The 16,600-nt window shown below is 66.6% G+C and carries 18 protein-coding genes; 3 read left to right on the top strand and 15 right to left on the bottom strand.

Annotated features, from left to right (window positions below):
• Both H1R19_RS22205 and H1R19_RS22200 read right to left on the bottom strand, forming a co-directional pair.
• Window positions 1-600: an aromatic-ring-hydroxylating dioxygenase subunit beta gene (locus tag H1R19_RS22205; protein WP_219850179.1), complete on the bottom strand. Its 600-nt coding sequence runs from the start codon at window positions 598-600 to the stop codon at window positions 1-3.
• On the bottom strand, window positions 597-1,943 hold the full coding sequence (locus H1R19_RS22200) for an aromatic ring-hydroxylating oxygenase subunit alpha (RefSeq protein ID WP_188328441.1): 1,347 nt from the start codon (window positions 1,941-1,943) through the stop codon (window positions 597-599). The genes H1R19_RS22205 and H1R19_RS22200 overlap by 4 nt, the downstream gene beginning before the upstream one ends.
• Before the next feature lie 203 nt (window positions 1,944-2,146).
• On the opposite strand from H1R19_RS22200, the gene H1R19_RS22195 reads away from it, so the two are divergent.
• Window positions 2,147-3,058, top strand: coding sequence for a MurR/RpiR family transcriptional regulator (locus H1R19_RS22195; RefSeq protein WP_188328440.1), 912 nt, complete (start codon window positions 2,147-2,149; stop codon window positions 3,056-3,058).
• 191 nt (window positions 3,059-3,249) lie between these two features.
• Window positions 3,250-4,080, top strand: a complete 831-nt coding sequence (locus tag H1R19_RS22190; protein WP_219850178.1) for an aldo/keto reductase — start codon at window positions 3,250-3,252, stop codon at window positions 4,078-4,080.
• Between the two features lie 60 nt (window positions 4,081-4,140).
• Here the strand turns inward: H1R19_RS22190 and H1R19_RS22185 are convergent, their stop codons facing one another.
• The 3 genes from H1R19_RS22185 to H1R19_RS22175 all read right to left on the bottom strand — a co-directional run bounded on the left by H1R19_RS22185 (window position 4,141) and on the right by H1R19_RS22175 (window position 7,034).
• Window positions 4,141-4,950, bottom strand: coding sequence for a class I SAM-dependent methyltransferase (locus tag H1R19_RS22185; RefSeq protein WP_219850177.1), 810 nt, complete (start codon window positions 4,948-4,950; stop codon window positions 4,141-4,143).
• A 169-nt stretch (window positions 4,951-5,119) separates the two neighbouring features.
• Complete coding sequence (locus H1R19_RS22180) at window positions 5,120-5,902, bottom strand: sulfite exporter TauE/SafE family protein (RefSeq protein ID WP_188328437.1); 783 nt, start codon at window positions 5,900-5,902, stop codon at window positions 5,120-5,122.
• A gap of 178 nt (window positions 5,903-6,080) precedes the next feature.
• Window positions 6,081-7,034 (bottom strand): DUF808 domain-containing protein, encoded by a 954-nt coding sequence (locus tag H1R19_RS22175; RefSeq protein ID WP_219850176.1) that lies wholly within the window; start codon window positions 7,032-7,034, stop codon window positions 6,081-6,083.
• 146 nt (window positions 7,035-7,180) lie between these two features.
• On the opposite strand from H1R19_RS22175, the gene H1R19_RS22170 reads away from it, so the two are divergent.
• Complete coding sequence (locus H1R19_RS22170; RefSeq protein ID WP_244970803.1) at window positions 7,181-7,402, top strand: hypothetical protein; 222 nt, start codon at window positions 7,181-7,183, stop codon at window positions 7,400-7,402.
• A 15-nt stretch (window positions 7,403-7,417) separates the two neighbouring features.
• Here H1R19_RS22170 and H1R19_RS22165 read toward each other — a convergent pair whose 3' ends face one another.
• From H1R19_RS22165 to H1R19_RS22120, 10 genes are all read right to left on the bottom strand, one after another.
• A complete protein-coding gene (locus tag H1R19_RS22165) occupies window positions 7,418-8,305 on the bottom strand; it encodes an MBL fold metallo-hydrolase (RefSeq protein ID WP_219850175.1) in 888 nt (295 codons plus the stop codon).
• Entirely contained in the window at window positions 8,302-9,363 is a 1,062-nt protein-coding gene (locus H1R19_RS22160) for an acetamidase/formamidase family protein (RefSeq protein ID WP_244970802.1), read from the bottom strand. The genes H1R19_RS22165 and H1R19_RS22160 overlap by 4 nt, the downstream gene beginning before the upstream one ends.
• Window positions 9,360-9,812: a cupin domain-containing protein gene (locus H1R19_RS22155; protein WP_188328434.1), complete on the bottom strand. Its 453-nt coding sequence runs from the start codon at window positions 9,810-9,812 to the stop codon at window positions 9,360-9,362. The genes H1R19_RS22160 and H1R19_RS22155 overlap by 4 nt, the downstream gene beginning before the upstream one ends.
• Window positions 9,809-10,552, bottom strand: a complete 744-nt coding sequence (locus tag H1R19_RS22150; protein ID WP_188328433.1) for a cysteine hydrolase family protein — start codon at window positions 10,550-10,552, stop codon at window positions 9,809-9,811. Before H1R19_RS22150 ends, H1R19_RS22155 begins: the two co-directional genes overlap by 4 nt.
• Window positions 10,549-11,358 (bottom strand): creatininase family protein, encoded by an 810-nt coding sequence (locus H1R19_RS22145; protein ID WP_219850174.1) that lies wholly within the window; start codon window positions 11,356-11,358, stop codon window positions 10,549-10,551. The genes H1R19_RS22150 and H1R19_RS22145 overlap by 4 nt, the downstream gene beginning before the upstream one ends.
• Window positions 11,359-11,457: 99 nt before the next feature.
• Window positions 11,458-12,342 carry an ABC transporter permease gene (locus H1R19_RS22140; RefSeq protein ID WP_219850173.1) on the bottom strand — a complete coding sequence of 295 codons (885 nt, stop codon included), beginning with the start codon at window positions 12,340-12,342 and terminating at the stop codon, window positions 11,458-11,460.
• Window positions 12,339-13,154, bottom strand: coding sequence for an ABC transporter ATP-binding protein (locus tag H1R19_RS22135; protein ID WP_188328430.1), 816 nt, complete (start codon window positions 13,152-13,154; stop codon window positions 12,339-12,341). The genes H1R19_RS22140 and H1R19_RS22135 overlap by 4 nt, the downstream gene beginning before the upstream one ends.
• Complete coding sequence (locus H1R19_RS22130; protein ID WP_188328429.1) at window positions 13,151-14,515, bottom strand: amidohydrolase family protein; 1,365 nt, start codon at window positions 14,513-14,515, stop codon at window positions 13,151-13,153. The genes H1R19_RS22135 and H1R19_RS22130 overlap by 4 nt, the downstream gene beginning before the upstream one ends.
• A gap of 37 nt (window positions 14,516-14,552) precedes the next feature.
• Window positions 14,553-15,602 (bottom strand): ABC transporter substrate-binding protein, encoded by a 1,050-nt coding sequence (locus H1R19_RS22125; RefSeq protein WP_188328428.1) that lies wholly within the window; start codon window positions 15,600-15,602, stop codon window positions 14,553-14,555.
• A gap of 92 nt (window positions 15,603-15,694) precedes the next feature.
• Window positions 15,695-16,402, bottom strand: a complete 708-nt coding sequence (locus H1R19_RS22120; RefSeq protein WP_188328427.1) for a FadR/GntR family transcriptional regulator — start codon at window positions 16,400-16,402, stop codon at window positions 15,695-15,697.
• Window positions 16,403-16,600 lie beyond the last annotated feature (198 nt).

Here is a 16,600-nt window from a genome sequence, read left to right as displayed (position 1 = left end):
TCAGAACACCAGGGTCAGGTTCTCGTGGTACTGCTCGGAATCGATCAGATTGACCGACTTGAGCCGAATCCGCCATCCGTCCTGCGTCTTTCGCAGCACGTGCCCATACCAGCCGGTGTAGGTCTTCGCGGTGCCCGCGCGCATCTCGTGGATGACGAAGTTGGAGCGCACATATCGGAGACCGTCCGGGTGGTCGAGGCTCTCGATGTTGGTGAGCAGGCGCCGCGTCCGCGACGGCGGCAGCTGACTGTAGGCCAATCCCGTCCGCAGCCAGTACACCCGGTCGGTGAGGCGGCGATGGTCGTCGAAGGCGTGGCTGACCTCGCGGCGGGGGTCGCCGCCGCCGGCGGTCACGGGCACCCAGTACAGGCTGTCCCCGGTGAACAGATCCAGCCAGTCGTTGAATCGACCGCTGTCGACGAGTCGTGCCTCATCGATCAGGAACGACTGGGCCTCATACCAATCGGTCATCGGGGCGGTCGGCCAGTCGTCGGACAGGATCTGCCGGAACCGGTCGAGTTCGTCGTACCAATCGGCGTCGACGTGATAGGAGAACGACGACGTGTCGGTGTACGCGTCGGGAAGACGGTCGAGGTTCATCGGTTCGCTCCTCGCATCCGGTGCTGCCACTCCTCGTAGTAGCCACGCATGTGGATCTCGTCGGTGACCGCGGTGCGGATCACGCCGTCGTGTTCCACGCTCTGCCAGTCGGGGGCGTCGAGTCCGCGGTTCATGAACACCCATTCGGCTTCGGGGGCGGCCAGACCGCGTTGTGCCTCTTCGAAATTGGCCTGGTCGTCGGGTTCGCCGAAGGCGGGGAAATCCTCCTGGGACCGCATGCGCATCGTGTTGATCATGTCGGGGACACCCCCGATCGAGGTGGCATGCCAGGTGAGTTGCGTCTTGTCCACGGCCAGCGGCTCGACGACCTGGATCTGGTTGCCGATGATCAGCAGGTTGGGGAAGATGCTCAAGTTGATCTGCGCGCCGATCGCCAGGTCGAGCAGGGTATCGGCGGCGTCGCCGTGCTCGGCGCGGACCTGCTCCTCGAAACGCTCGCGGCCGGGCTGCGGGCGCTGGTTGGCCCAGAAGCTGCCCGGTCCCTCGTACACCGGACGCTGGTCGATCACGCTGTGGCCGTTGCCCAGTGAGTACACCTTCATCGGTCCGTCGTCCGGTGTCCTGCCGAAGTAGGACATGTCCTTGGCATCACCCATCCGCGATGCCATCTCCAGCAGGGATCGATGGGAGAAGGACGGGTGATAGCCGTCGCCCGCGTTGTCGAAGGCGAGTTTCCAGTTCCCCCGGTAACCCATCCGGAAGGCCGCCGACTTGACCACGACCTCGCTGGTGGGGGAGCGATCGATCCAGTAGTCGAGCCACGTGCGGGCGTGTCCGAGCCACTCGTCGACGGGCGGTGCGTCGGCGTTCATGGTGCCGAAGATGAATCCGCGGTAGCTCTCGACGCGGGGGACGACGGTGAGACCGAACCGCTCCTTGTCGAGTTCGCCATAACCCTGCGGCCACGGTGCGCCGACGAGTTCGCCGGTGTTGCGGAAGGTCCATCCGTGGTACGGGCACTGGAAACTCTTGGCGGTGCCGGACTCTTCACGGCAGACGGTGGCCGCGCGGTGGGCGCACCGGTTGAAGATCGCGTGCAGTCCGCCACGCCGGTCTCGGGTGACGATCACCGGGCGCAGGCCCATCCGGATCGAGACGAATGCGTTCGGTCCGGGCAGTTGGGACTCGTGGGCGAGGTACACCCAGGACTGGCCGCCGAAGATCTTCACCATCTCCTCGTCGAAGACCGTGGAGTCGGTGTAGAGGGTGCGGTGAACGCGGTCGTGCTGGATGAGATCGGACCATCGGTCCGCTGAGGGGGGAGCCGGGGGTGGGCCCCACGCGGTGGCGGGGGGAGGTGCCGGGCTGTTGTGCAGAGTCATCGCTACTTCCTGGGTGAGCTGAACCGGGATGCAGTGCCGACGTTACATCCATTACGTAGGTCTGTGTAGGCGTAATAGGTAAAACGTTTGTTTCGGGTACGAGGACTCTTGACCTGTCCGGGACCGGTGCGCATGCCGGCCGCTGTCGTACCCATAGACCGCAGACGCCGTTGCGGGCAGGCACGGCCACTAGACTCCGGATCATGACGCAGGGCGCTCCGCTCGAGGGGACTGTCGCGCAGCGCATCCGTCAGGTGCGCGGTTCCCTGGCGCCCGGAGAGCTGCGAGTGGTCGCGGCGCTCACCGACGGCTATCCGACCGCGGGGCTGGTGCCCATCGCGCAGCTCGCCGCCGAGGCGAAGGTGTCTGCGCCGACGGCGCTGCGGCTGGTGAGCAAGCTCGGTTTCGCCGGGTACGGGGCCTTCCAAGAGGCACTCCGCGACGAGGTGCAGACGCGGTTGTTCTCTCCGGTCACCGTCTACCCGGCCCCCGGGAACTCGGGGCACGATGCGGGGAACGGGTCAGCGGGGGACTCCGTCCTCGCCGACGCCGCGTCTCTGTACACCGAAGGCGTGCGCGCCACCATCAACAATCTTTCCAGGGACGACCTCGCCGTCGCGGTCGCGGCGCTGGCCGACGCCGACCGTCGCGTGATGCTCCTGGGCGGCAGGTTCACCTCGGTTCTCGCCGCCGAGCTCCACCAGTATCTGCGGATGCTGCGACCGGGCGTGGTGCTGGTCCCGGCGAGCTCCGCCGACCGCATGGCCGCGATGACCGACGTCGACGACCGCACCGTTGCCGTGCTGTTCGATTACCGGCGATATCAGCAGACCACCATCGAATGGGGCCTGCGAGCTGCCGAGCGTGGCGCCGAACTGGTGCTGATCACCGATGTCTACCTGTCCCCGCTGGCCTCGCAGGCAGCGGCTGTCCTGACCACCAGCCACACCGGGCCCGGCCCGTTCGACTCGATGGCCCACGGATTCATCCTCATCGAGCTGCTCATCTCGCTGGTGGTGAAGGAGCTGGGCGAGCCGGCCCGTGACCGGCTTGCCGACTTCGAGGAGATGCAGCTCGCCGAGGAACGCGAGCGTCGCCTCCCGCGCAAGGGCTGACCGGCCGGGCGGGCCGAAGAATGCAGGCCGAACATGCAGGTGAGAAGTGGTGCCGGAATATCTCACCGGCCGCCGTCCCTTGAACCTGGGCATGGTCGCGCCGATTTCGGGTAAGCCACTCATCGGCCCCTACGTCGCACACTGTATCGGCGACCCAGAGGAATCGGCGACCCCGAGGAAAGGACACTTTCATGACAGTCCCGAACATCACGTTGAACAACGGAATCACCATCCCGCAGTTGGGTTTCGGTGTGTTCCAGGTCCCGCCGGAGGACACCCGTGCGGCGACGTCGACGGCCTTGGAGGTCGGCTACCGGCACATCGACACCGCCGAGATGTACGGCAACGAGAAGGGTGTCGGCGAGGGCATCCGTGAATCGGGCATACCTCGCGACGAGGTGTTCATCACGAGCAAGCTCAACAACGGCTTCCATGCCTACGACGACGCGCTGAAGGCGTTCGACCAGACCCTCGCCGACCTGGGCGTCGAGCAGATCGACCTCTTCCTGATCCACTGGCCGCTCCCGGACGTCGGGGACTACGTGCAGACCTGGAAGGCGCTGGAGAAGGTATACGCCGACGGCAAGGCGCGCGCCATCGGCGTGTCCAACTTCCAGCAGTCGCATCTGCAGCGGCTGTTCGACGAGGCCGACGTGGTCCCCGCGGTCAACCAGATCGAGGTCCATCCCTACCTGTCGCAGAATGCGTTGCGCGCGTTCAATTCCGAGCACGGTATCGCGACCGAGGCATGGTCGCCGATCGCGCAGGGCAAGGTCGTCGACGATCCGGTGATCACCAAGATCGCCGAGGGCAAGGGCCGCTCGGCCGCCCAGGTCACGTTGCGGTGGCACATCCAGCGCGGCGATATCGTCTTCCCCAAGTCGGTCACGCGGTCGCGCGTCGAAGAGAACTTCGCACTCTTCGACTTCGAGCTCTCCGACGACGAGGTCGCCCAGATCGACGGGCTCAACTCCGACGAGCGGATCGGACCGGACCCGGACACGTTCAATTACATCCCGTAGTGAGCTGACCCGACCGCTGCTCCCTGACCCGCGGCTCCCTGAGGTGGGAGTTCTGCCGGATCAGGGAGCGCTGGTGGGGGTCGCAACGGCGCCTCGGGAATCGGTTCGCAGTGAGGCACGCAGCTGGCTGAATCGGATGACGGCAGGCTCCCCGATGACCGCCTCGTAGCGCGCCACCACCGCGCCGATGAAGCCGTCGACCTCCGATGGCGGAAGCCGGCTGGTCCAGTCCGATGCCCCCACCGTGGACCAGGCGCGGAAGTCGGCGACCGAATCGAACTGCCAGCGAACGTCTTTGACCGAGAGGTCATCCACGGTGAAACCTGCCTGGACAGCCAGTTCGCGGAAGTGGGCCGGTTCGACGTGGACGTAGGGTGCGACGAAGTCGTCGAAGTACCTGCGCCAGTGCTCGTCTGCCGCCACCTCCATGAACACATCCTCGATGCTGGGGCGCTCCGTGGCGCACACCATCTGTAGGACCGCACGCCCTCCGTGGTCGAGGCTCCGTGCGATTCCACGGAGAGCGGCACCTTGGTCGGACACCCAGTGCAGGGCGTTGAAGGACACGGCGATGTCGAAGTCGTGGTCGAACGGCAACGCCAGGACGTTGTCGACATGAAACTGCACGCGCAGGTTGTCGGCGGCCACACGCTCGAGTGCGCGCTCGATCATCCGATGCGAAGCATCTATGCCGACAACCGAACCCGACGGGAGACGATCGGCGAGGAGCATGGTGATGAACCCGTCGCCGCAACCGACGTCGAGTAGGCGTTCGTTCCCGACGAGTTCGAGGTCACCGATCGACTCCTCGGCGACCCTGCGCTGCAGTGCGCTCACGTCGGCGTATCGATCGCCATCCCAATCGACCATCGCAACTCCTCGGATCCGACCGACCACCGGTCATTGTGCGCCGAGCAGCGTGAACGTGTGCGGATTCGACGGAACCGAAATGAAGTCACCAGCGGGCGTGTGCAGACCCGCACGCAGATCGCAGTTCTGAAGACCGTTGCGCTGCAGCGGTTCTCCACGCCCGCCGAGCTCACCCCAGCAGGCGCCACAACCCGATCAGCCCGACGATCACGATCACCGCGCGGAGGGCGCGGGGCGACAGGCGTCGACCATAGCGTGCGCCGACGACACCGCCGACCAGCGAGCCGATGGCGATGACCCCGGCAGCAGACCAGTCGATGCGGTCGAACGCCACCAGCGTGTAGGTGACGGCGGCAACGATGTTGACGACCAGTGACAGCAGGTTCTTGGCGGCGTTCATCCGCTGGATGTGGTCGGGTACGACGATGCCGAGGATCGCCATCAGCATGATGCCCTGGGCAGCGGTGAAGTAGCCGCCGTAGATGCCCACCGCGAATGTTCCGGCGACCATCAGGGCGATGCGGACCGCGCTCAGGTGCGGGCGGACGAGCTCGCCGGTGGTGACGGATCGACGTCCGACCCACTTCTGGATCCGGGGCTGCGCGACCACGAGAACCAGGGCCGCGATCAGCAGGACCGGGACGACGGCCTCGAACACCGTCTCGGGCAGATGCAGCAGCAGCCAGCAACCGACGAGGGCGCCGACGAACGAGGCCGGGATCTGCCAGCGCAACTGGGGCCACTGCCCGGCCAGTTCACGGCGATAACCCCAGGTGCCGGACACGCCGCCGGCGACCAGACCGATCGCGTTGGACATCGTCGCGGTCACCGGCGGCACGCCGAAGGCGACGAGCGTGGGGAACGTGATCAGCGTGCCGCTACCCACAACCGCGTTGATCGCGCCGGCTCCGACGCCCGCGACGAGGACGGCCAACAGCTCCCAGGTGCTCACGATCTCTGAGCGTGCCCGTTGCCTCGGCCCGAGCGCTCACCGGGGTGGGTCAGTTGGTTGTCTGCCCGCGAAATGACGTCGCGTGCGACACCAGTCTGAACATTCGACCTCGATCGACGTCGCAGCGTCGGATTGACGTCGCGTGCGACGTCGGTCTTCGATCTGGGGAGAGGCCAGGTCAATGGGCGGCGGGTTGCTTCTTCTTGCGCTTCGGGATGACGTGCATGATCGCCACGACGAGGGCACCGACGACGAGACCGACGACCGCCGATGCGATGGTGCCCGCGGTCCAGGACAGGACCCCGCCGAAGCCGCCGTGGACGAGCTCCTCGAACCAGTGCTCGAGGTGGTGGAGCTGGTCGGCGGGCCAATGGAAGCCGGCCTCGCCGACGTTGACGATCAGGATGTGCCCGCCGACCCACAGCATCGCGGCGATACCGACGATGGTGAGCGTCGACATGATCTTGGGCATCGCGGTCACCAGACCGCGGCCGACCTTCTGGCTCAGCGTCGACTCGCGCTGCGCCAGCGCCAGACCGACGTCGTCGGTCTTGACGATGATCGCGACCACGCCGTAGACGAGGGCGGTGATGAGGAAGGCGACGACAACGAGGACGGCCAGCCGCGTCCAGAACGGCTCGGACTCGACCGACGACAGTGAGATCACCATGATCTCGGCTGACAGGATCAGGTCGGTACGGATCGCGCCGCTGACCATGGTCTTCTCGAACTCGGGACCGTTCCGGTCGACCGTCGTCTCCTCGGTGTGATGACCACCGCCGACCGCCTCCCAGACCTTCTCGGCACCCTCGAAGCACAGGAACAGGCCACCGGCGATCAGCAGGTACGGCAGCGCCTGCGGGAGGAACTGACTCAGGATCATCGCGATCGGCAGGATGATCAGCAGCTTGTTGCGGATCGAGCCGATGGCGATCTTGCGCACGATCGGCAGCTCGCGATCGGGGGTGAACCCGTCGACGTACCGCGGGGTGACAGCCGTGTCGTCGACCACGACACCGGCGGCCTTGACGCTGGCTTTACCGGCAGCCGCCCCGATGTCGTCGAGGGACGCCGCGGCGACTTTGGTGAGGGTCACGATGTCGTCGAGCAGGGCGACGAGGCCACTGGCCACGGGAACCTCCGGAGTCGAAGAGCAGAGTCACCGAACAGTATGCCGAAGCCGCCTTCGGCGGGTACGGCCGCCAGGTGACCTCCCACCGCGCGCGGGGAGTCTCGGGTCCAGCGGTTCCCATGGTTCGCCGAGGTTTCGATTCCGTCGTGGTGCTGCTCAGGGACTTCGCGCAGGCCGTCATCGGATTCACCTGGGAGCACCCGCTGCACCACTACTTCCGGCGGGCCAAGACCGATCAGCTGCTGTTCCAGGACACCCAGGTCCACACCGGCACCGTCGCCGACGCGATGATCGGGCGTGTGCGGGCGAGCCGGTCGATGGACGGTGGCGGCGCTCCGCCGACACACGATGTCACGGCGTTCGGATAGTCCGACAAGCGTTGGTCAGAGCGCGCTGAGGATCGCGAAGCCGGGTCCCTCGGTACGACGGACAGTCGCGCCGTGCGGACCGTCGACGACCTCGCCGCATCCGGGTGCGGCCGCCACGCGGGAGAACGCGGCCGCGACCCGTGCGACATATGCGGCGTCCACGTCGGCAACGAGATTGTGTCCGACAAAGGCTTTCGTGATCGGAAGTGCTGCGAGCGCCTTGAGTGAGGCCGCGAACATCGTGACGTCGCTCTCCGGGTAGTGGGCCCAGTAGGTCGTGGTCAGCACTGTATCCCCGCAGAACAGGAAACCGGTGTCGGCCTCCCACAGGCACACCGAGTCCGGGACGTGGCCGGGTGTGTGCAGCACTTCGAGTCGTCGCCCGCCGAGATCGATGACATCGCCGTGATCGACTCCTCGTGTCGGTGGTGTCGCCGGAATCGCCCACGACCGCAGATCGGGCAACGGTCTCATCGTGAGGTCATCTGGACTGAGGAAGAACTTCACCTTGTCCAGAGCGCGGAACTCGTTGTACACGGCCAGCATCTGCTCGGCGCCCACGGCATAGTCGCGCAGTTCGTCGTCGGGGACCGCACGGTAGAGGGACTCCCCCGACCGGTGGCAGAGGAAGTCCTCGGCGTCGACGTGCTGGTTGCCACCCCGGTGATCGAAGTGATGATGTGAGTTGACGACAACCAGTGGTAGATCGGTGATCCGGCGCACCTGCGCGTGGATGTTGCCGATTCCGAGGCCGGTGTCGAAAAGCAGTGCGCGCTCGGCGCCGACGATGAGATAACTGTTGACGTGGCACGGTTCGGAGATCAGGTGGACCCCGCAACCGTAGTCGCGCACCACGAACCAATCCGGAACAGCTTCCGTGCCGGCGGCCGTACCCGAGCTCATGACCATTCTCGGAAGTCGGCTTTGCGCATCACCGCGTGACATCCCTTCACCTGATCGACGACCTGCGAGATGCGGACATCGGCCGCGGCACTGAGGTAGGCGTAGGCCAGATGCCGAGGGATGTCGTATCGGTGCACCAGGAGGTCCAGTGCACCACGGACACTCTCGCGGCACGCCTCGTCGAGGTCCTCGTCGAGCCCGATACTGATCAGCAGTTCCGCGGTCTCGGCGAACGGGCGATTGTTGGTGGCCCGCGCCCCGCCTTCCACGACGTCCACGTGGAGGGTGGCGCGCAGCGGGGCCTCGAACGCGGTCAGGGCCACCTCGCCATCCCCCTGGGCGAAGTGGGGATCGCCGACGTAGAGCAGCGCGCCGGCCACCTGCACCGGCAGATAGAGCGTGGCGCCGACACCGAGGTGGGAGATGTCGAGGTTGCCGCCGTAGAGACCCGGCGGCGTCGAGTGGGGCCGCAGGGTCGCCTCGGTCGCCACACCCATGAGGCCGAGGAAGGGGTGCAGCGGGAACCGGATGGACCGGCCGCCACCGGCATAGGCGGATTCGTCCTGGGCCAGGGGCAGGAACCCCACGTCACCCTGGGCGCGGCAGAACACACTGGTCGACAAGCCGTCGGGAAAGCTCTCGGGCAGTGCGCCCTTGCCGTGTCGCGACGACACGATGCCGTAGTCGGCGCGACGCCGGAGGTCGACGACGGTGACCGCCAGCAGGTCTCCCGGGACCGCACCGTGCACCGCGATCGGTCCGGTCACGACGTGGGGACCGAGCTGGTCCGCGCGGGGGACGGCGGCCGCGGTCTCCACCGCATCGGGGAGCACCTCGCGGGCCGGCACACCGAAGCGGGCGAAGAACTCGAGCGGGTCACTCCCCTGGTCGGGCAGGATTCCCTCGTGGCTCACCGTGTCGATGGTGATCGTCTCGCCGGGATTCATCGCCGCCACCGGGGAGTCACCGGCGCAGGGGAGCTCGCCCCACATCACCGTGTCCGGGGACGAGACGAGACTGTGAGTGCCGACCACGTCGTCGGCGATGTTCGTACTCACTCTCGGGGAGCCCCCAGCGGACCGGCTGCCGCCAGCACGGCCACGTCGTCGGCGGCCAGTGGGGTCGGTGTGCCACGGAGGATGAGATCCTCGAAGCCGCCGTCGTTCTCCATCACGGTGAGGGCATACATCTTGTCCGTCGCCGATGTGTTGACGATGCGATGCACCGAACCGGTCGGCAACACGATCACCGAACCGGCCGTCAGTTCCACGGCGTGTTCGTCACTGTGCGCCGTCCCGCCGCCTCGCAGGACCACGAAGGTCTCGGTGGAGTCGGCGTGAGAGTTGTCCGGTTGCGACCCGCCGGGTTCCCAGATCTCGAAACAGACCGTCGTCGACGATCCTGACGTCTTCGGTCCGGACAGCACGACCAGCACGACGGTGTCGTCCGGGCTGATCTTGTACGCCGTCAGGTCGGTGATGGCGTGCAGGACAGGTGCGGTGGTCATGATTTCTCGATTCTGGCGATCAGTGCGGAGAAGAGGGCGGTGAATCCGTAGCACTGACGAACGTTGTAGGTGGTGGCTTCCATGCAGTACGAGGGCGATGTGGTCGCGACGACATCGCTGAGCATGATGACGTCGTATCCCAGGCACGCCGCGTCGGTCAGCGTGGCGTACACGCATTGATCGGCGTTCACCCCGGCGAACAGGAGGGTGTCGACGCGCAGGTTGCGGAGTACGGAATCGAGCGGGGTGTCGAAGAACCCGCTCATCCGGTACTTGTCGACGAACAGGTCCCGGGGGTCGGGGTGCAGCGACTCGGTGATCGCCGCTCCCCAGCTGCCCTGTGTGAGAACGGCTTCCGAGCGGCCTGCCCGGTCCCCGATGCCACCGCCGGAACCGTCGGGGTCGTAGACGTGGCGGACCCCCGGCGGCAGATTGGCCAGGTCGGGCCGATTGCCCCAGTTCAGCCAGATGACCGGCACGCCGGCATCACGCAGGACCGGAAGGCCCGCGTCGAGGGTGGTGATCGCCTCGGCGGCACCCGACACGTCGACGCCGATGTGGTTGAGCCATCCGCCCTCGGCGACGAAATCGTTCTGCATGTCGACGACGAGCAGCGCCGTGCGGCCGAGGTCGAGGGTGAGCGCGCTGGGTTCGGCATCCAGCGTGAGGGGGGTGGCAGACGCCGGGGGTCTGCGCAGGTCGGCGTGTGTCGGCGACAACGTCCAGGAGTTGCGCGTCATGACGGGCTGGCGGCGGGCGCGTCGAGGGCGGGGAAACTGAACGAGCGCACCTCCAGGAGGGATTCGGCGAGGTGCCCGGCCGCCGAGGCCAGGATCTTCTTGCCCACATCGGCATTGGCGTGGGTCGGGTCGCCGACCGTGCCCGACCGCGAGATGTCGTCGGTGAGCCAGGCGGTGGGGAAGGTGCCCTCAAGCGTGAGGTGCTTGTACCGGGCGAACTCCCGGGCCGCGCGCTGTCCGTCGGCGAAAGCCCGTTCGTGGCGGACCAGTTCGGGCGCGATCGCCATCATGATCGACGTTTCGCCGTAGCCTCCGTGGATGTCGAAATCGTCGTGCGAGCGGTCCACCTCGGGCGGCGAGGGAAAGCGCATCGGCATGACAGGGAAGACCTCGAGTCCGGTCTGGTGGCGGATGTCGCGGGCGACGACATCGAGCAACCCGGGTTGCCCACCGTGGCCGTTGACGAACACCAGTTTGCGGAAACCACTGGCGGCCAGTGACTCTCCGAGATCCAGGCAGACCGACATGAGGGTCGACGCCGACATCGCGATGGTCCCGCTCCGGCCGAGGTGTTCGGTGGACTTGCCGTAGTGCAGGGTGGGCAGCACCCACACGTTGCAGTCGTCGGGCAGGCTCTCGACGGCGGTGGTGGTGATCACCTCGGCGTGCATGGCGTCGGTGATCAGCGGGAGATGCGGGCCGTGTTGTTCGACGGCGCCGATGGGCTGGACCACCACGGCATCGGATTTGTCGATCGCCTCGACATCGGTGGTGGTCAGATGGGCAAGGTGGAAGATTCGTGACATGGACGGGTCCTCACTCGGCGTCGGGTGGCCGCGGTGTGTCGGGTGGTCGGGATGTGGCAGGTGGTCATGGTGTGTGGGGCCGGCACGGCGCGTGGGCGGTCATTCGTCTTCGGGAAGTGCCGACTCGTGCCACCGGGACAGCAGAAGGCGTTCGAGCAGGACGACAAAGCCGAACAGGACCAGGGACACGGCGCTGGCCATGACGACGGCGACGAACAACTGAGGCGTCCGCAGTTGCACCGCGCTCTGGGTGATGATGTAGCCCAGGCCGCCCTCCCCGCCGCCGACACCGGCGACGAACTCGCCGACGATCGCGCCGATCACGGCCGAGCCGGCGGCGATGCGCATGCCGGTCAGGATGGCCGGTGACGCGCCGGGGAAGCGCAGCGAGAACAGTGTGATCCGCGGCGGTGCGCCCGCCATCGAGTACAGCTGGACGAGGTTGCGGTCGGTCGACTTCAGGCCGTGGAGCGTGTTCGCGGCGACCGGGAACAACGCGATCATGGCACCGACGAGCATGTTGGTGGTCTGCCCGGGCCCGATCCACACGACGAAGAGCGGTGCGATCGCGACGATCGGAATCGTCTGCAGCACGATCAGATAGGGGTAGAAGCCCCGTTCGGCGATGTTCCAGCGCGCCATCACCAGGGCGATCGCGATACCGGTGACGGTCGCGACCGCGAAGGCGAGGTAGGACTCCTGGACGGTCACCCAGGTGGGCTCCCAGATCGCCGTGCGCTCCTCCCACAGTGTCTCCACCAGCGTTCGCGGTGAAGGCAGCATGTAGGGCGGGATGTCGAAGAGCTCGATCACCAACTGCCACAGCGCGAGTCCGATGACGAACGCGCCCAGCGGTGGCAGCATGCGCCGGAGCCGTACGTGCCACGGGGCGTCGGATCCCGCCTTCCTGACCGACGTCGTGGGTCGGACGACCTTGGTGAAGAAGGACTTGACGACAGACGACTGGGACTCGATGACGGTCATTCGCGGAAGCTCCCGAGCTTGATGGAAATCTGTTGTTGCAGAGCACGCAATGCCTGCTCGTCGCGCTCGTGGCCGGGGTCGAGTGAGGGCGGGCTGGGGGACGAGACGACCTCTTCGACGTGGCCCGGGCCGGTGTTCATGATCGCGATCTGATGGCCGAGCGTGCAGGCCTCGTAGATGGAGTGCGTGATGAACAGGACGCTGAACTGCTTCTCGCGCCACAGCCGTAGCAGCTCGGCACCCATCTTCTCGCGGTTGAACTCGTCGAGCGCCGAGAACGGCTCGTCCATCAGCAGCAGTTCGGGATCGCTGGTGACCGAGCGGGCAAGCGAGGCCCGCATCTTCATGCCGCCGGACAGCTCGCGGGGAAACGACTTCTCGAAGCCGTCGAGTCCCACCATCGAGATGGCCTCGGTGGCGCGTGCGCGGCGTTCCTTGCGCCCCACGCCCTGGAGTTTCGCGACCAGCTCCACATTCGCCTGGACTCTGCGCCACGCGAGCAGCGTCGGGTCCTGGAACACATACGACATCCTGTCGGTGTCGCGCGTCATCGTCCCCGACGTGGGCTCGGTGAGTCCTGCGGCCATCCGCAGAAGCGTGGTCTTACCGCAGCCCGACGGTCCGACGAGGACGGTGATCTCGCCGCGTGTGACCGTGAGGTCGATCGGTGCCAGCGCGCGGAAACCGTTGTTGTACACCTTGTCCGCGCGCGTGAACGAGATCAGACCGGAATCCTGTTGGGGCCCACTCTCGTGGTGGGGTCCGGTGTCTTGGTGGGGATCGGGGCCGAGGTCTGTGAGGGACTCTGTCATGGTGTCACCGCCAAATCGTCGAAGTTGACTATCGCTGCGCGTCTCGCACGCATCTCGTGGTGGATGTCGTGGCGGTCGGCGGTGAGGACCTCGGAGTCCCGGACCACCTGGATGCCGTCGACCCACACGTCCCGCACGTCGGCGGGTGAACCGGTGAACACCACCGCCCGGCGCAACGTCGACGATCCGGAGTAGCCGGGGGACTCGACGTCGAGTGTCACCAGGTCGGCGAGATGACCGGCGCGCACGGCGCCGAGACGGCCTTCCATGCCGACCGCACGGGCGCCGCCGCGCCAGGCCATGTCCAGCGCGTCGACCTCGCTGAGCCGCCCGGCGTCGAGCGTGCGCAGCCGATCGGACAGCACCGACCATTTGATGGCCTCGAACATGTTCTGTCCGTTGTTGCTTCCCGGCCCGTCGCATCCGATCGCAACCGGCACGCCCAGGGCGCGCAGGTCCGAGACCGGTGCCGGACCGGAGGCGAGGTAGGCGTTGGAGGTCGGGCAGGTGACCACCGTGGCGCCCAGCTCGGCGATCAGTTCACACTCCTCCGGGTCGATCCACACGCAGTGGACCAGTTGGGTGCCGGGCCCGATGAGGCCGTGGTCACGGAAGTAGGGCACCTCACGCCGGCCGTGGCCGGCGATCGTCGACGCGACGCTGGTCCGGGTCTCCGCGCAGTGCGCGTGCAGGCCGATCCGGTTGTCGGCGATGAACCCGCCCACCCGATCGCAGAGCTCACCCGATGCCAGCCAGGTCGTCTGTATCGCTGCCTCGCAACGGATTCGGCCGTTTGCGGCACCGTCCCAGTCGGACACGAATCGCGCGACGTTGTCGAGGAAGCCGTCGACGGTCTCCAGTCGGGGGTTCGGTACGCCGGGGACCTTCACGTCGACGCCGCCACGGGCGATCAGGCCACGGATGCCGATGTCACGAAAGGCGCGGGCGACCCGGTCGGTGTTGTCCGGGTGGTGATGGACGTACTGGTTCTCCAGGACCGTGGTCACCCCGGAACGGAGGTTCTCCAGGAGTCCCGCGGTGGCGGCGAGGTAGAGGTCGGCCGGCTGCAGGCGGGCGGTGTAGGGCGCGATGTCATTGGCCAGCCAGTCCTCGAGGCATTGCGTCGTCTTGTTGAGCCCGCGAAGCATGGACTGGAAGAGATGGCAGTGTGCGTTGATGAACCCGGGCATCACCAGACGGCCGGTGGTGTCGACCGTGCGGTCGGCCGAGGAGAGGATGTCGTGTGTGGCCTCGCCGTCGCCGACGTCGGTGATCACACCGTCGTCGACGACGACGAAACCCGACGGCACCTCGGCGTGGGCGTCGATGATGACCGCGCCACCGCTGAATACCGTTCTCATTCCGTATGTCCTAGCGTTCGTGGGTCGTGATGCTCGATCAGTTGGCGTCGGCGGGAACCGGCGGCATCTCGGTCGGCGAGGCGATCATCGGGAGCAGGGTCGCGTCGTAGAGTTCGCTCGCGGTCACCGGCTTGGTGACCTGGCCGAGCTCGGTCAGCTGCTCGATCAGGGTGTTCCAGCGGGCCTCGGTCATCGCGCCGATCTGCTTGACGCCGTCGCCGGTCGCCACGAACTTGCGCTGTGCGTCCCAGGCGAACCAGACCGATTCGGGGGACTGCTCCGAGTTGGCCTTGAGGATCGCCTCATTCGCCTTCGTCGCGACATCGACGTCGGCCATGTAGTCGTGCCAACCCTGGATGCTGGCGTCGAGGAAGGCCTTCAGCTCCTCCTGGTGGGAGTCGAAGTACTCCTTCGAGGTGAAGACCACGTCGTTGTAGGGGTTGAAGCCCGACTCCGAGTACGGCATGAAGTTGACCGGGACACCGGCCTCTTCGGCCTGGCGGACCTCGTTGGTGGGCCAGCCCTGCTGGAGGAGCGTGGGGTCGTTGAGGAAGGTCGCGATCGACCCCTGGTACTGCATGGTCTTGAGCGGCACACCGAGCTTCTTGTCGAGCCACACCGGGTACAGCGCGCCGGCCTGGCTGACGAGGGTCTTGCCCTTCATGTCGTCGAAGGAGGTGATGTTCTGATCCTTGTGGGAGATGATCCCCACCGGATTGTCCTGGTAGATGGCGGCGATCGCGACCACCGGGATGCCCTGCTGCTGCGCCTGCACGATGCCGGCGGCGTCGGAGTGGCCGATCTGGGCCCGACCCGACGCGACGAGCTGGGTGGCCGACACCTGGGGACCGCCGGGCTCCAGGGTCACGTCGATGTTCTTGTCCGCGTACAGATTCTCGGCATCGGCGGCGAAGTATCCGCCGCCCTCCGGATCGGCGTACCAGGGCAGGATCACGTTCATCTTGGTGGCGCCGTCGGCATTCTCCGACGTGTCCGAACCGCAGGCCGCGGTACTCAGTGCGAGCGCCGAGGCGATCACGGCGACTGCCACTCGGATGAGCCGTCGACGGGGACGTGCAGGATTCATGGGGAGACCTTCTGTGCGGGTGAATGGGACGCACTGGTCGACGCTGACCGGTGCGAAATGATGAAAGTTGCGGTGCTCGAACGAGTTCGAGGTCAGAACGAGGGGTGGTGTGTGCGTGTCATGTCGGCCACCTCGGACAGGTGGTCCAGCATCGCCTGCCGTGCCGCTTCGGCGTCGCGTTCGCGCAGGCGGAGGTAGATCCGGTGGTGGCCCTCGTGGGACAGGCGGCGCGCGGGCGAATCCGCGTGTGAGAGCGCGCGCGTCGAGGCGGTCCATTCGTTGGCCAGGGTGCCGAGCGCAACCAGCAGCCGGTTCTGGGAGGCCTGCGCGATGAGCATGTGGAAACTGATGTCGAGCTCGATGGACTCTTGCTGGGTCATCGGCAGCCGCGTCTTCGCCAACACGTCCTCGAGGGCGATCAACGTCGAGTCGGTGATGCGACGAGCCGCGAGTTCGGCGAACCTCGGCTCGATGGTCTCCCGCAGCTCGGCGACGTCACGCAACGTGCGCTCGGCCTCGGAGATGCGCTCGTACAAGTCGTTTGCCTGACCGTGCGGTTCGGTGACGATGGTCCCTCGGCCGGGGCGGCGCGCCACCATGTTCTTGACTTCCAGCTCGTGCATCGCCTCACGCAGCGAGGTGCGCGAGACGTTGAGGGAGGTGGCCAGTTCCCGCTCGGAGGGCAGCCGGGTTCCCGGGGCGAGTTCGCCGCTGGAGATCAGTTGTTCGAAGTGGGCGACGATCTCGGCGCCGATCGACGTCGACCGGCGCACGAACCCGACCGAGTGTGGGAACTCCATCACTGGCACCTCGCTGGGCTCGTGGGGCGATTGGACTGATTGGTCCGACCATCTGATGAACACATCGTATGAACAGATCGGCCGCGAGCGCGAGGCGTGCGGCCAAGCCGCAACATGTTCTTGACGCGCGAAACCTCGGCGACACACGGCCCGACAATGCGCCGCGGCCCCGCATCGTCACCGATGCGGGGCCGCCGG

The organism is Gordonia jinghuaiqii (assembly GCF_014041935.1).
In the GTDB taxonomy this organism is placed as follows: Bacteria; Actinomycetota; Actinomycetes; order Mycobacteriales; family Mycobacteriaceae; genus Gordonia; species Gordonia jinghuaiqii.
The sequence above is the reverse complement of the archived record's forward strand: the minus strand, read 5'-3'. Positions and strand labels throughout refer to the sequence as shown.